The sequence below is a fragment of the Pseudomonas sp. 20-5 genome, from assembly GCF_056782835.1.
Window position 1 is genome coordinate 4,156,962 of record NZ_CM165584.1, and the last position, 12,604, is coordinate 4,169,565.

Sequence of the window (12,604 nt, forward strand, 5' to 3'; positions counted from 1 at the left end):
TAATACATATCATTTCACAAGGTAAGGAAGTGCGACGGACGCGAGCTCAGCCGGCGCGGAAGATCAGGTAGTCCTCCCAGTCGTCCTCGGCCACCTGGGTCTCGCTGAGCATGCGCCCGGACTGGGAAATGCGTTCCTTGTGGACCCGCTCCGGGTCGCCGCAGACCAGGTGGTGCCAGAGCGGCAGGTCCTTGCCTTCGGCAACCAGGCGATAGCCGCAGGTCGGCGGCAACCACTGGAACTCGTCGGCCTGCGCCGGGGTGAGCTGGATACAGTCGGGGACGAAACGGATGCGCTCGGCGTAGTTGGTGCAGCGGCAGCTTTGCAGGTCGAGCAGCTTGCAGGCGATACGCGTGTAGTAGACGCTGCCGTCGTCCTCGTCCTCGAGCTTCTGCAGGCAGCACAGGCCGCAACCGTCGCACAGCGACTCCCACTCGTCCTGGTCGAGTTGGGCGAGGGTCTTGCGTTTCCAGAAGGGTTCGACTTTGGCGGCCATGGCATCGGGGGCTGGTGAAAAGGCGCGATAGTCTAGTCCCCCGCCCCCTCCAGGCCAAGCACCGGCCGGCACATGGCTACTTCAGGTAGGAACGCAGCGCGGTCACCACCAGTTCCAGGTCTTCGCGACGCTGCTCCGCGCTCGCCTGCTCGGCGCCGAGGTGTTCGCGGATGTGCCCCTCCAGCACTTCGTTCATCAGGCCGTTCACCGCACCGCGGATCGCCGCGATCTGTTGCAGCACCGCCGCGCATTCGCTGCCCTCTTCCAGCGCCTGCTCCAGCGCCCGGGTCTGCCCGGCGATGCGGCGCACCCGCGCCAGGAGCTTCTTCTTCCCATGGATGGTATGGGCCACCGCTCTCTCCTCAAGGTAATATACTGGGGTATAGTATATTTTCGACGTCTCGACAGGACAGTAGCAAATGCCCGGCACCCCGACTACCCAGCCCCTGCGCCATTCCCATCGGTTCGACCAGGGCAACCCGCTGGCCGAGCACAACACGCGCTGGGCGGTATTGCTCACCGCCTGCATGATGGTCGCGGAAATCGCCGGCGGCTGGCTGTTCAACTCCATGGCCCTGCTCGCCGACGGCTGGCACATGAGCTCCCATGCCCTGGCCCTGGGTCTTGCGGTACTCGCCTACGGCGCCGCGCGGCGCTATGCCAACGACCCGCGCTTCAGCTTCGGTACGTGGAAGATCGAGGTGCTCGGCAGCTACACCAGCGCCCTGCTGCTTCTGCTGGTGGCCGGGCTGATGCTCTACCAATCGGTCGAACGCCTGCTCGACCCCAGCCCGATCCACTACCAGCAGGCGATGCTGGTCGCCGCGCTCGGCCTGCTGGTCAATCTCGCCTGCGCCTGGCTGCTGCGCGACGGCCATGCCCACCACGGGCACGGCCACTCGCACCACCACCACCACCACCACCACCACCACCACCACCACCACCACGACCATCATGCCCACCGGCACGATCTGAATCTGCGCGCCGCCTACCTGCACGTGCTGGCGGATGCCGCCACCTCGCTGCTGGCGATCGTCGCGCTGGCCGGCGGCCTGCTGTGGAACGCGGCCTGGCTGGACCCGCTGATGGGTATCGTCGGCGCGGTACTGGTCAGTGTCTGGGCATGCGGCCTGATCCGGCAGAGCAGCCGGGTATTGCTGGATGCGCAGATGGACGCGCCGGTGGCTGCGGAAATCCGCGCGGCGATCGCCAGCAGCCCGCTGCCGGCGGAACTGCTCGACCTGCACCTGTGGCAGGTCGGCCAGGGCAAGTACGCCTGCCTGCTGAGTCTGCTGACCACCGAGGAAGGCAGCGCCGACTATTTCAAGCGCCGCCTGGCCGAGCATGAGGAACTGGTGCACATCACCGTCGAGGTGAACCCGCTGCTCCCGCTCGCCGCCTGAGGGAACGCGGCTCAGTAGCCGCGAGCGAAGTCCACCTCGCCGCGCATGGCGGTACCCGCCCAGAAGCGCGCGAGGTTGTCGCGGAACAGTTCGACCATCGCCCCCGGCAGGGTCGGCGCGGCGGTGTGCCCGGTCAGCAAGAGGCGCGGGGTATGCCAGAACAGGTGGTTGGCCGGCAGCGGCTCTTCGCGGCAGACGTCGATCACCGCGCCGGCCAGTTGGTTGTTCTCCAGTGCCGCCACCAGGTCGGCGTCCACCACCGCGACACCACGCCCGGCATTGATGAACAGCGCCGTGGGCTTGAGCCGGGCGAACAGCGCACGGTCGTAGATGTCGTGGGTATCGGGGGTGTCGGGCAGCAGGTTGATCAGGTAGTCGGCCGTCTCCACCAGGCGACCGAGGTCGTCGAGCGACCCCATGCGGTTGAACGGCACCAGCGAACGCGGATTCTTCGCCACCCCGGTCAGGTCCATGCCGAAGCCGGACAGGGTATGCGCCACCGCCTGGCCGATCTCCCCGGTGCCCACGATCACCACCTGCCGGCCACGCAACCCGCCAGGCGTGCGGCTATCCCATTGCGAACCGACCTGGCTGGCCAGGCGACCGAGGAACTGGCGCTCGTGGGCGAGCATGTAGGTCAGCAGGTATTCGCTCATCACCTGGCCGAAGATGCCTACCGCGCGTGTCAGGCTGTAGTCCTTCGGCAGGTCGGCGGCCAGCAGCGGCGTGATGCCCGCCCAGGTCGACTGCACCCAGACCGGATGCACGCCCTGGCGCAGCATCTGCGCCACCAGGTCGGGCTGGCCGAGCCAGATCGAGCACTCGCTGGCGGCGTCGATGAGTTGCAGGGGATCGTCCCCCGCCACCACCTTCAGGCTGGGGTCGGCCGCCATCAGCAGCGCGGCATAGAGAGCGTGGTCACGTTCGAGAATCAGCAAGCGCATGGGTCACACTGCCAAGCCGGACAAGGGCTGGCGATCAGGCCGGAGAATATTGTTCTTTCATGCATCACGGCTCCTGGAGGGAAGCCCTCGAGAGCAGCAGGTTTGGCGCTGGTAGACCACGGTCGCTGCCAGGGGTTCCGCTATCGTGCGACATCTTGCGGACATCATGCACCGAAGGCGCAACCTTGCACAGAGCGGGTTTCACGTCGTGAAAGTGGCGCCGGGAAGCCGGCGCCAGCGGGGTACGGCTCGCGTCAGAGCGGGTCGTTCATGCGCAGCAACTCTTCCGGGAGATGCTCGATGTACTCTTCTTCGCCCGGCGGCATCTGCAAGTGGAAGCCCTGCTTCTCGATGTTCTCCAGGACCTTGGCGACATCCTCGCGGGCCAGTTGGCGCTCGGGGGTGAGCAGCAGGTCGAAGACATGTTGCGGCGCGCCGAACGGCACCAGCAGGGCCTCGGGTACGCGGCTCAACGCCTCGCGCTTGTCGACGTAGAGGTACATCTCGTTCTTGCGCGGGCTCTTGTAGACGGAACAGATTCGTTTCATGCGCTCTCCAGGGCGTCCAGCAGGGCCTGGCCCATGCGTTCGCGGCGCCAGCCGCGGAGGGAATCGGGCAGTTCGTAGGGACCGTCGGGATAGCCGCTCTTGAGCAGTGCCTCGAGGATCTTCTTGCGCAGCATCAGCTCGGGCGCCATGCCCAGGGTCTCCGCTTCGCGCTGGCCGATGGCGCGCAGGCTCTTGAGCAGCGGGGTGACCTCCGGCGGCAGCGGCTCGGGCAGCGCCTCGGGCCATTCGCTCTGCGGCAGGCGCGCAGCCTGGGCGATCAGTTCGATGAGGAAGTCGCCGTCCTGGCGCACGGTGCGCGGATGCATGTCTTCGATCGCCGCCAGGTCGGTCTTGTTCTTCGGCAGCAGGCGCGCCAGCGGCCACAGGGTACGTTCGCGCAGCACGTGGTTGCGCGGCCGGTTGCGCAGGCGTGCCTGCTCCTCGCGCCAGGCGCAGAGTTCGCGGAGCACCGCCAGTTGCTGCGGACGCAGCCGCCAACCCAGCTTGACCTCGCGGTAGGCCTCGCGCGGATCACTCTCGCGGCAGAGGTTGGCGACCAGTTCGGCGCCGTCCTCCAGCAGCCAGGCGCGTTTCTCCTCGCTCAGCCGCGCATCCAGGGCCAGGTAGACCTGGGCGAGGTGCTGGACGTCGTCGGCGGCGTAGCGCATCTGCATCTCGGTGAGCGGCCGTTGCAACCAGTCGGAACGGGTCTCGTCCTTGGGCAGGTCGATGTCCAGCACCTCCTTCACCAGCTTCGAATAGCCCATCGAATGGGCCATACCGAGATAGGCGGCGGCCAACTGCGTATCGAACAGCGGCACCGGCAGGCTGCCGGTGAGGCGCAGGAACACCTCGAGGTCTTCGCTACAGGCGTGCAGCACCTTCACCACCCGCTCGTCTTCGAGCAGCTCGGCGAAGGGGCTCCAGTCCTGGATCAGCAGCGGATCGATCAGCCACTCCTGCCGGCCATCGCCCACCTGCACCAGACCGGCCGCGGGATAGAAGGTATCGACGCGCATGAACTCGGTATCGAGCGCGAGGTACGGCTGTGTGCGCCATTCCCGGCATTGCTGCGCCAGGCTGGCATCATCGCGGATCCACTGGATTTCGGGCGCGGTCACGAACATCTCCTTGGTCAAGTGCGGCGCATTATATAGAGCCTGGCGCCATGCGAGCATTCCGCTCGGCACCGCGCTTGCCGATGAGCGTAGCGAATGTCCATACTCCGCCCTTTGTCCGACAATCCGAACAAGGGAACTGCATGAAGAAGCTCAGCGGAATAATCGTCCTCCTGCTGGCTGGCGCGGCTCTTTACCTGGCCCTGAAGACCAGCCCGATCGACCCGCTCGCCTGGGATGCTCCGGCCGCTCCGCAGATGACCGGGGTCCTCGAACCCAACGACACCCTGATGAAGGCCGAGCTGCTTGGCCAGGGCCAGTTGCACGGCCCCGAGGACACCGCCGTGGACAGCCAGGGCCGCGTCTATGCCGGTCTCGCCGACGGCCGCGTGGTACGCCTGGACGCCAGCGGCAAGGTCGAGACCTTCGTCGACACCGGCGGCCGCCCGCTGGGCATGGACTTCGATGCCGCCGGCAACCTGATCCTCGCCGACGCCTGGAAAGGCCTGCTGCGCATCGATCCGCAGGGCAAGGTGGAAACCCTCGCCACCGAGGCCGACGGTGTCCCCTTCGCCTTCACCGACGACCTCGACATCGCCAGCGACGGCCGCATCTACTTCAGCGACGCTTCCAGCAAGTTCCACCAGCCCGACTACATCCTCGACCTGCTCGAGGCCCGACCGCACGGCCGCCTGCTGCGCTACGACCCGTCCACCGGCAAGACCGAGGTGCTGCTCAAGGACCTGTACTTCGCCAATGGCGTGGCACTCTCGGCAAACGAGGACTTCGTACTGGTCAACGAGACCTACCGCTATCGCATCACCCGCTACTGGCTGAAAGGCGAGAAGGCTGGCCAGCACGAGGTGTTCATCGACAACCTGCCGGGCTTGCCGGACAACCTCCAGGGCGACCGCAAGGGTACCTTCTGGGTGGCCCTGCCGACCCCGCGCAAGGCCGACGCCGACTTCCTCCACCGGCATCCCTGGCTGAAGGCGCAGCTGGCCAAGCTGCCGCGCATGTTCCTGCCCAAGCCGACCGCCTACGGGCTGGTCATCGCCATCGACGAACAGGGCAGGATCGTCCGCAGCCTGCACGACACCAGCGGCCACCACCTGCGCATGATCACCTCGGCGAAGCCGGTGGGCGACCAGCTCTACTTCGGCAGCCTGGAAAACGATCGGATCGGCCGTCTGGCGATTCCCTGAAAAAGCCGAGGCGAAAAAAAGCCCGGCGCAAGCGTCGGGCCAAGCCAATCGGACAAGCGTCCCGAGGGATAGAACACAGGAGCGGGTATCTCGGAACGAGCCGATTCTGCATGTCTGGACAAATCCCCCGCTGCCGGGCGAGGCTGATGACCGAGTAGGAATCTTCCTCGCCTGGAGCCAGCCCTTTCCTTTCGCCATTTCTCCGCCTCGCCGCGCGACGCCGGGATGACGCGACGCGGTCCAAGGGGCATGATCCACCCATCCGCCACCGGCTTTGCTTCCCGACCCAAGGAGTCCGCGATGTCGTCCGCCCAACTGCTGACCGCGCAACAACTGGCCGCCCGCCTCAGCGAACCCGACCTGCTGGTCCTCGACTGCCGTTTCGCCCTCGAAGACCCGTCCTACGGTGCCCGCGTCTATCAGGAGAACCACATTCCCGGCGCGCATTTCGCCGACCTCGAACGGGATCTTTCCGCTCCCGTGCGCAAGGGCGTGACCGGTCGCCATCCGCTGCCGGATCCCGCCGAGCTAGCGCTCAAGCTACAAGCCTGGGGCCTGCGCCAGGATAGCCAGGTGGTGCTCTACGACGACGGCCCCGGCGCATTCGCCGCCCGCGCCTGGTGGCTGTTGCATTGGCTGGGCAAGCGCGATGGGGTCTACCTCCTCGATGGCGGCCTGGCGGCCTGGAAGGCTGCGGGGCTGGCACTGACCAATGGCGAAAGCAGCCTTCGACCCGGCGATTTCCAGGGCCAGCCCGATGCCTCGCTGCTGATCGACGCCGCCACCCTCCAGGCCCAACTGGGCCAACCCGGACTGGCGCTGCTCGATGCTCGCGCGCAGCCGCGCTTCCGTGGCGAAGTCGAGCCCATAGATCCGGTCGCCGGGCACATTCCCGGTGCCCAGTGCGCCGCCTTCACCGACAACCTTGGCAGCGACGGCCGCTTCCTTCCGCCGGAACAATTGCACCAGCGGTTCTCCGCCCTGTTGCGCGGTCGCCCGGTGGACGAGCTGGTCGCCTACTGCGGCTCCGGCGTCACCGCCTGCCACAACCTGTTCGCCCTGAGCCTCGCCGGCTTCCCGCTTCCGCGCCTCTACGCCGGCTCGTGGAGCGAGTGGATCACCGACCCGCGCCGCCCGGTCGCCACCGGCGACTGACGACGCCATACGCTCGGACGCGGCTTACGCCGCGTCGGGCAGCTTCCTGAAGTAGTCGAGCAACTCCTTCTGCAACGCCTCGTTGCGGAACAGCCCGAAATGCCCGACCGCCCCCTCGGCCCATCCCTTACGACGCAACTCCAGGTGCGCCGCGGCATAGACCTGGTGAAGCTTTTCCGCCGCAGCCCACGGCACGTAGTCGTCGTCCTCGAACAGAAAGCTGGCGACGGGGATGTCCAGCGCCTCGTAACCCTGCCGCTGCAATCCGAAGCGCGGTGCCAGGAGGTAGTCCGGCTGCCGCACCCAGCGCGCCCAGTCGCGCATGAAATGACTCGGCATATCCAGGCTGCCGAGGCCGAAGAAACGGCTGGGAAAGCGTCGGAGCAGTCCGGTCAGTAGCGGCACCGCCACGCAGAACAGGCCGAACATCTGCCAGCGTTGCCTGCCTCGCCAGCGCCTCCAGTACGGAAACGAACCGGCGACGAACGCGGCGCCGCTCAATCCGCTGGCCTGACCAGCCAGACCGAGCAACTGCGCGCCGATGCTGTGGCCGACGAAATAGCGCGGTAGCTCCGGCGCGCGCGCTCGGCACCAGGCCAGCGCCGCATCGATGTCCTCGCGTCCCCAATCGGCCAGGCGATAGCTAGCCACGGCAGGGTCGTCGCCTTCGCTGCCGCGGTAGCTGAACAACAGCACCTCATAGCCGGAAGCCGCGGCCAGGACGGCGAAGCGCTGGTAGAAGGCGCGCCTGACGCCGAGCGCGCAGGCCACCACGATGCTCCCCTGCGCCTGGCCGACGACCGGGAAGTGGTCGCCGGCCAGGCGCACACCGTCACGGCAGGCGATCTCCACTGCGGTACTCATTCGCTCCCTCCTTTGCCGTGCGGGTTCGAGCAGCCGGGACGGACGCAATGCTCGACGGATCGCCAGGCGTGCTAGCATGAACATACCGACGGTATGTAAGAAGGCAGCAGTATGAATGTCAAGAGCAGGCAGCAGGAAAATGCCGAGGCGACCCGCGAGGCGCTGCTGGAAAGCGCCCTCTCCGCCTTCATCGAACATGGCTATGGCGGCGTCTCCATCGACGCCATCGCCCGCGAGGCGCGCGTGACCAAGGGCGCGTTCTACCACCACTTCGGCAGCAAGCAGGAACTGCTCGCCGAATGCTACGAACGCCAGGTACGGACGATCGCCGAGGACCTGGACAGGGTGCCGGCGCATGTCGACAAGTGGGCGGAGGCCGCCGCACTGGCCGAGGCCTTCATCGACAGCGTGATGGCGCGCGGCAAGCGGCAACTGTCGCTGCAGGAGGTGATCACGGTCGTCGGCTGGGAGCGATGGAAACGCATCGACTCGCGCCACACGCTGCGCTACGTCGGGCGCCTGGTGGACGAACTGGCGGCCAGTGGCGAACTCAAGGACTACCGCCGGGAAACCCTGGTCGGCCAGCTCTACGGCTTCCTTACCCAGGCCGCGATGAGTCTTCGCGATGCACGCAGCAAGCGGCAAGCGGCCAATGAAGTGAAAGCCATCATCCGCGACTTCCTCTACAGCCTGCGCAGGGGCTGAGAATGCCGCCCAGCACAAGCGAAGCAAGGACGCGCCGGTTTAATTTCCAGCGGGCATATCAGCTGTTCTCTAAAGCTGGAAACAATTTAAAAACAGTCCTTTACAGCTGACTTGTTTCACTACACTTCAAATCAAGCGGCTAAGTCCGCTATCGGCGGGGCCATCGGAATAGAAGCTGCCAAACTGCCCGGCCCCGCCGATCCACCTTGCGCGAGGCCGTCATGGGTATTTCCGCCAACGATCTTTGCCAGCACGTGATACGCCCGACCCTGGACTACCTGTCCTGCCACAGCCCCGCCGCCGAAGCGCTGCTGCTGGGCGCGGCGGCCTGCCAGTCGGCGCTGGGGAGCGCCCTCGACGACCGCCGTGGCCACGGCCTGTACCGGATCGCCAGCGAACGCCACCAGCAGCTCTGGGACCAGTACCTGGCGCTGGACCCGGAGCGCGCCAGCCGGGTCCGCGGCCTGGCCAGCCAGCATGCCTTCCTCGCCGCGCCGCACCTGGAACTGACGGTGAACCTGCGCTACAGCACGGCCATCGCCTGGTCGCTGGTGGAAGCCGCGCGACTGCCACTGCCCGACCAGCACGACCACCTCGCCCAGGCTCGCGTGTGGCGCCAGGTATTCCAGCCGCACGGTCGCCTGCACGAGTTCATCGACGCCTGGCAACGCTGCATCGGCAGCCTCAGCCAGGTCGCCTGACGGCGAATGGAAAAATCCCGCGTCCGAAACAGACCAACCGGTCAGAAAATTTTTTACATACAGACACGAACGGTTGCGCTACCTTCGCTTCACTGGCACCGGAGCCAACCGCTCTGTTCCGCACCCTGCGGAACTTCGGAACACTGGCGCCGGTCTGGGAATCTTGGTAGTTTGCGCGCCGTTATACACAGGAGTTGCTCCAACAATGAAAACAATATGGTTTAAAACCTCTCTCGCACTGACCATTAGCGCTGTCTCCACCTACACCCTCGCCAACGGCATCGCCATCAACGAACAGAGCGCCAGCGGCGCCGGCACCGCCTACGCCGGCCGCGCCTCGTCCGCGCTCGATGCCAGCACCATCTACGGCAACCCGGCCGGCCTGTCCAAGCTGAAACGCACCGAAGTCAGCGGCGGTCTGGCCATCGTCAAGGCCAAGGACGACATCAGCCAGGCCCACAGCACCGCCCAGGGCAGCAACAAGGGCGACTCGGTACCGCTGGCCGCCGTACCGTTCGGCTACTTCTCCACGCCGATCAACGAAGATTTCACTTTCGGCCTGGGCATCTACGTGCCCTACGGCATCATCAACGATTACGAAAACGGCTTCATGGGCAGCTCCCACGGCTCCTATAGCAAGGTGCAGGTGATCACCGTGCAGCCGACCATCGCCTGGAAGATCAACGACAAGGTTTCCGTCGGCTTCGGTCCGACCTTCAACCGCATCGACGGCCAGTTGAAGAACACCCTGGCCACCAATGGCCTGCTCGGCAGCAACGGCGATACCAAGATCAACATCAAGGGCGACGACACCGCCATCGGCTATAACGTCGGCGTGATGGTCGACCTGACCGACGACACCACCTGGGGCCTGACCTACCACTCCAAGGTCAAGTACCACCTGGGCGGCAACACCGAAGTGAAGAACGCTCCGGGTGCCCTGGGCCTGAACGGCAAGTACGATGCCAAGCTGGACATCACCCTGCCGGAATCGGTGGATACCTCCATCACCCACAAGTTCGACGACAAGTGGACGGGCTACCTGGGCGCCGTCTGGACCCGCTGGAGCCGCCTGGAGAAGATCGAGGTGCGCAACAGCGGCGTACCGGCGCTCGGCCAGGCCCTGGGCTTCAACACCATCGGCGAAGACCTGAACTGGCGCGACACCTGGTCCTTCTCGGTAGGTACCTCCTACCAGGCCACCCCGGAGTGGGTGCTGCGCACCGGCTTTGCCTACGAGCCGTCGCCGACCTCCAACGAGGACCGCAACGTGCGTATCCCGGTGGGCGACCGCAAGGTCTTCACCGTCGGTGCCGGCTGGTCGCCGAACCAGGACCTGACCGTCGACGTGGCCTACGCCTACCTGTGGGAAACCACCGCCGGCGTCAACCAGGAAGGCAGCGCCCTGCAGCCGGCCTACAGCGCCAAGTACGACAACAGCGCGCATGGCCTGACCGCCCAGGTCACCTATCGTTTCTGATCGCACGCGCCAACGAAGAAGCCGGGCAATGCCCGGCTTTTTCATGCCTGGCCGACCCTCAGGGCTGGCTGGCGATGGCCTTCTCGATGGCGGCCTGGAGCTGCGGATCGTCCGGGGTGGTCTTGCTGGAGAACTGCGCGACCACCCTGCCCTGGCGATCCACCACGTACTTGTAGAAATTCCAGCGCGGCGCCTGGCCGCTCTGCTCGGCCAACTGGCGGAACAGCGGGATCGCCTCGTCGCCGCGCACGTGCTGCGGCTGGGTCATGGCGAAGGTCACGCCGTAGTTGCCATAGCAGATCTTCGCGGTCTCGGCGGTATCCGCGGCTTCCTGCTTGAAGTCGTCGGAAGGTACCCCGAGCACTTCCAGGCCCTGCCCCTTGTAACGCTGGTAGAGCGCCTCGAGCCCCTTGAACTGCGGGGTGAAGCCACAGTGGCTGGCAGTGTTGACCACCACCAGCGGCTTGCCGGCGTAACGCTGGCAAAGATCGATGCTTTCCTTGGAACGCAGCTTGGTCAACTGGCCCTGCAACAGTTCCGGGCAATCGGCGGCCCAGCCGCTCAGCGGCAGCCCGGCGAGCGCCAGGACGGACAACAGCACGCGAGGTTTCATGGAATGGCTCCTTGGCGACGAATGTCCCAGCTTACCCTTCCCCGCGCCTATCGCCACCTATCAGCATGCGCCCATGCCCAGTTCCAGCAGCGCCAGTCCGCCACGCTGCCAGCCCCACCAGGCGAGTCCCAGCAGCGCCCCGGCGGCGAGCAGCCAGGCCAGCTTCACGCCGCGCCTCCGGCCACCTGCAGGCGCGCCACCGGACGCTCGCGCACCGGCCAGTTGAGCAGCGCCGCGAGCAGGCTTAGCAGGATCGACAACTGCCAGACCAGGTCGTAGCTGCCGGTGCGGTCGTAGACCACCCCGCCCAGCCAGCCGCCGAGGAAGGCGCCCAACTGGTGGAAGAGGAACACGATGCCGCCGAGCATCGACAGGTTGCGCACGCCGAACAGGGTCGCCACGGTGCCGTTGGTCAGGGGCACCGTGGACAGCCACAGCAGCCCCATGGCCACGCCGAAGGCGTAGGCGCTGTAGACGCTCAGAGGCAGCCAGAGGAACAGCACGATCACTACCCCGCGCACCAGGTACAGCGCGGTCAGCAGGCGCGGCTTCGACCAGCGCCCGCCGAGCCAGCCGGCGATGTAGGTGCCGAACACGTTGAACAGCCCGACCAGCGCCAGCACCGTGGTGCCGACCTGCGCCGGCAGGTGCTGGTCGACCAGGTAGGCCGGCAGGTGTACGCCGATGAACACCACCTGGAAGCCGCAGACGAAGAAGCCCAGCGCCAGCAGCCAGAACCCGGAATGCGCGCAGGCCTCGCGCAGCGCTTCGCCGAGGCTCTGTTCATGGCCCTGCGGCGGCAACGGGCGATCCTTCATCAGCCCGGCCAGCGGCACGATCAGCGCCACCAGCAGGCCCAGGGCGAGCAGGGCCGAGGACCAGCCCAGCCAGCCGATCAGGCCGAGGGTACCGGGCAGCATGGCGAACTGGCCGAAGGAGCCGGCCGCGCTGGAGATACCCATCGCCATGCTGCGCTGCTCCGCCGGCACTGCGCGGCCGACGGCGCCGAGGATCACCGAGAACGAGGTGCCGGAAAGGCCCAGGCCGATCAGCAGGCCGGCGCTCAGCGACAGCCCGGTGGCCGACTGCGAGAGTCCCATCAGGACCAGGCCGAGGGCGTACAGCAGGCCCCCCACCAGCACCGCCCGCGCCGCGCCGTAGCGGTCGGCGAGCGCCCCGGTGAACGGCTGGGCCAGGCCCCAGACCAGGTTCTGCAAGGCGATGGCGAAGGCGAAGACTTCGCGGCCCCAGCCGAAGTCGGCGCTCATCGGCGCGAGGAACAGGCCGAAGCCATGTCGCACGCCGAGGGACAGGGCGAGGATCAGGGCTCCGGACAGCAGGATCCAGAAGGCGGCACGCGGCATGGGTCGCT

Annotated in this window: 14 protein-coding genes; 6 read left to right on the plus strand and 8 right to left on the minus strand. The window is 66.5% G+C overall.

The window, feature by feature from the left end:
* Nucleotides 1-46 precede the first annotated feature (46 nt).
* Entirely contained in the window at nucleotides 47-496 is a 450-nt protein-coding gene (locus AC1RB9_RS19090) for a YcgN family cysteine cluster protein (protein WP_003082662.1), read from the minus strand.
* A 76-nt stretch (nucleotides 497-572) separates the two neighbouring features.
* Nucleotides 573-848 (minus strand): metal/formaldehyde-sensitive transcriptional repressor, encoded by a 276-nt coding sequence (locus AC1RB9_RS19095; RefSeq protein ID WP_003082658.1) that lies wholly within the window; start codon nucleotides 846-848, stop codon nucleotides 573-575.
* Nucleotides 849-915: 67 nt separating this feature from the next.
* Between AC1RB9_RS19095 and aitP the strand changes: the two genes are divergently transcribed.
* Nucleotides 916-1,899, plus strand: coding sequence for a CDF family iron/cobalt efflux transporter AitP (aitP, locus tag AC1RB9_RS19100; protein ID WP_058136974.1), 984 nt, complete (start codon nucleotides 916-918; stop codon nucleotides 1,897-1,899).
* 11 nt (nucleotides 1,900-1,910) lie between these two features.
* Here aitP and AC1RB9_RS19105 read toward each other — a convergent pair whose 3' ends face one another.
* The 3 genes from AC1RB9_RS19105 to rnd all read right to left on the minus strand — a co-directional run bounded on the left by AC1RB9_RS19105 (nucleotide 1,911) and on the right by rnd (nucleotide 4,512).
* Nucleotides 1,911-2,843 (minus strand): D-2-hydroxyacid dehydrogenase, encoded by a 933-nt coding sequence (locus AC1RB9_RS19105; protein ID WP_003082652.1) that lies wholly within the window; start codon nucleotides 2,841-2,843, stop codon nucleotides 1,911-1,913.
* Between the two features lie 254 nt (nucleotides 2,844-3,097).
* Nucleotides 3,098-3,391, minus strand: a complete 294-nt coding sequence (locus AC1RB9_RS19110; RefSeq protein WP_003082651.1) for a YcgL domain-containing protein — start codon at nucleotides 3,389-3,391, stop codon at nucleotides 3,098-3,100.
* Nucleotides 3,388-4,512, minus strand: a complete 1,125-nt coding sequence (gene rnd / locus AC1RB9_RS19115; protein WP_003086813.1) for a ribonuclease D — start codon at nucleotides 4,510-4,512, stop codon at nucleotides 3,388-3,390. The genes AC1RB9_RS19110 and rnd overlap by 4 nt, the downstream gene beginning before the upstream one ends.
* 140 nt (nucleotides 4,513-4,652) lie before the next feature.
* On the opposite strand from rnd, the gene AC1RB9_RS19120 reads away from it, so the two are divergent.
* Nucleotides 4,653-5,714, plus strand: coding sequence for an SMP-30/gluconolactonase/LRE family protein (locus tag AC1RB9_RS19120; RefSeq protein WP_003082649.1), 1,062 nt, complete (start codon nucleotides 4,653-4,655; stop codon nucleotides 5,712-5,714).
* Between the two features lie 300 nt (nucleotides 5,715-6,014).
* A complete protein-coding gene (locus AC1RB9_RS19125; RefSeq protein WP_003109274.1) occupies nucleotides 6,015-6,869 on the plus strand; it encodes a sulfurtransferase in 855 nt (284 codons plus the stop codon).
* Nucleotides 6,870-6,893: 24 nt separating this feature from the next.
* Here the strand turns inward: AC1RB9_RS19125 and AC1RB9_RS19130 are convergent, their stop codons facing one another.
* Complete coding sequence (locus AC1RB9_RS19130; protein ID WP_003449471.1) at nucleotides 6,894-7,733, minus strand: alpha/beta hydrolase family protein; 840 nt, start codon at nucleotides 7,731-7,733, stop codon at nucleotides 6,894-6,896.
* Between the two features lie 111 nt (nucleotides 7,734-7,844).
* Between AC1RB9_RS19130 and AC1RB9_RS19135 the strand changes: the two genes are divergently transcribed.
* From AC1RB9_RS19135 to AC1RB9_RS19145, 3 genes are all read left to right on the plus strand, one after another.
* Nucleotides 7,845-8,438 (plus strand): TetR family transcriptional regulator, encoded by a 594-nt coding sequence (locus tag AC1RB9_RS19135; RefSeq protein ID WP_003158260.1) that lies wholly within the window; start codon nucleotides 7,845-7,847, stop codon nucleotides 8,436-8,438.
* A gap of 221 nt (nucleotides 8,439-8,659) precedes the next feature.
* Nucleotides 8,660-9,139 (plus strand): hypothetical protein, encoded by a 480-nt coding sequence (locus AC1RB9_RS19140; RefSeq protein WP_003082640.1) that lies wholly within the window; start codon nucleotides 8,660-8,662, stop codon nucleotides 9,137-9,139.
* Between the two features lie 205 nt (nucleotides 9,140-9,344).
* Nucleotides 9,345-10,619 carry an outer membrane protein transport protein gene (locus tag AC1RB9_RS19145; protein WP_003082638.1) on the plus strand — a complete coding sequence of 425 codons (1,275 nt, stop codon included), beginning with the start codon at nucleotides 9,345-9,347 and terminating at the stop codon, nucleotides 10,617-10,619.
* 58 nt (nucleotides 10,620-10,677) lie between these two features.
* Here the strand turns inward: AC1RB9_RS19145 and AC1RB9_RS19150 are convergent, their stop codons facing one another.
* Complete coding sequence (locus AC1RB9_RS19150) at nucleotides 10,678-11,232, minus strand: glutathione peroxidase (RefSeq protein ID WP_003082631.1); 555 nt, start codon at nucleotides 11,230-11,232, stop codon at nucleotides 10,678-10,680.
* Between the two features lie 164 nt (nucleotides 11,233-11,396).
* Complete coding sequence (locus tag AC1RB9_RS19155) at nucleotides 11,397-12,596, minus strand: MFS transporter (RefSeq protein ID WP_003449467.1); 1,200 nt, start codon at nucleotides 12,594-12,596, stop codon at nucleotides 11,397-11,399.
* Between the last annotated feature and the right edge of the window lie 8 nt (nucleotides 12,597-12,604).

Bases quoted from the DNA above. Each gene is read 5' to 3' on its own strand.
- AC1RB9_RS19090 (WP_003082662.1), bottom strand. From the start codon at position 496: ATGGCCGCCAAAGTCGAACCCTTCTGGAAACGCAAGACCCTCGCCCAA.
- aitP (WP_058136974.1), top strand. From the start codon at position 916: ATGCCCGGCACCCCGACTACCCAGCCCCTGCGCCATTCCCATCGGTTC.
- AC1RB9_RS19105 (WP_003082652.1), bottom strand. From the start codon at position 2,843: ATGCGCTTGCTGATTCTCGAACGTGACCACGCTCTCTATGCCGCGCTG.
- AC1RB9_RS19110 (WP_003082651.1), bottom strand. From the start codon at position 3,391: ATGAAACGAATCTGTTCCGTCTACAAGAGCCCGCGCAAGAACGAGATG.
- AC1RB9_RS19120 (WP_003082649.1), top strand. From the start codon at position 4,653: ATGAAGAAGCTCAGCGGAATAATCGTCCTCCTGCTGGCTGGCGCGGCT.
- AC1RB9_RS19125 (WP_003109274.1), top strand. From the start codon at position 6,015: ATGTCGTCCGCCCAACTGCTGACCGCGCAACAACTGGCCGCCCGCCTC.
- AC1RB9_RS19130 (WP_003449471.1), bottom strand. From the start codon at position 7,733: ATGAGTACCGCAGTGGAGATCGCCTGCCGTGACGGTGTGCGCCTGGCC.
- AC1RB9_RS19135 (WP_003158260.1), top strand. From the start codon at position 7,845: ATGAATGTCAAGAGCAGGCAGCAGGAAAATGCCGAGGCGACCCGCGAG.
- AC1RB9_RS19140 (WP_003082640.1), top strand. From the start codon at position 8,660: ATGGGTATTTCCGCCAACGATCTTTGCCAGCACGTGATACGCCCGACC.
- AC1RB9_RS19145 (WP_003082638.1), top strand. From the start codon at position 9,345: ATGAAAACAATATGGTTTAAAACCTCTCTCGCACTGACCATTAGCGCT.
- AC1RB9_RS19150 (WP_003082631.1), bottom strand. From the start codon at position 11,232: ATGAAACCTCGCGTGCTGTTGTCCGTCCTGGCGCTCGCCGGGCTGCCG.
- AC1RB9_RS19155 (WP_003449467.1), bottom strand. From the start codon at position 12,596: ATGCCGCGTGCCGCCTTCTGGATCCTGCTGTCCGGAGCCCTGATCCTC.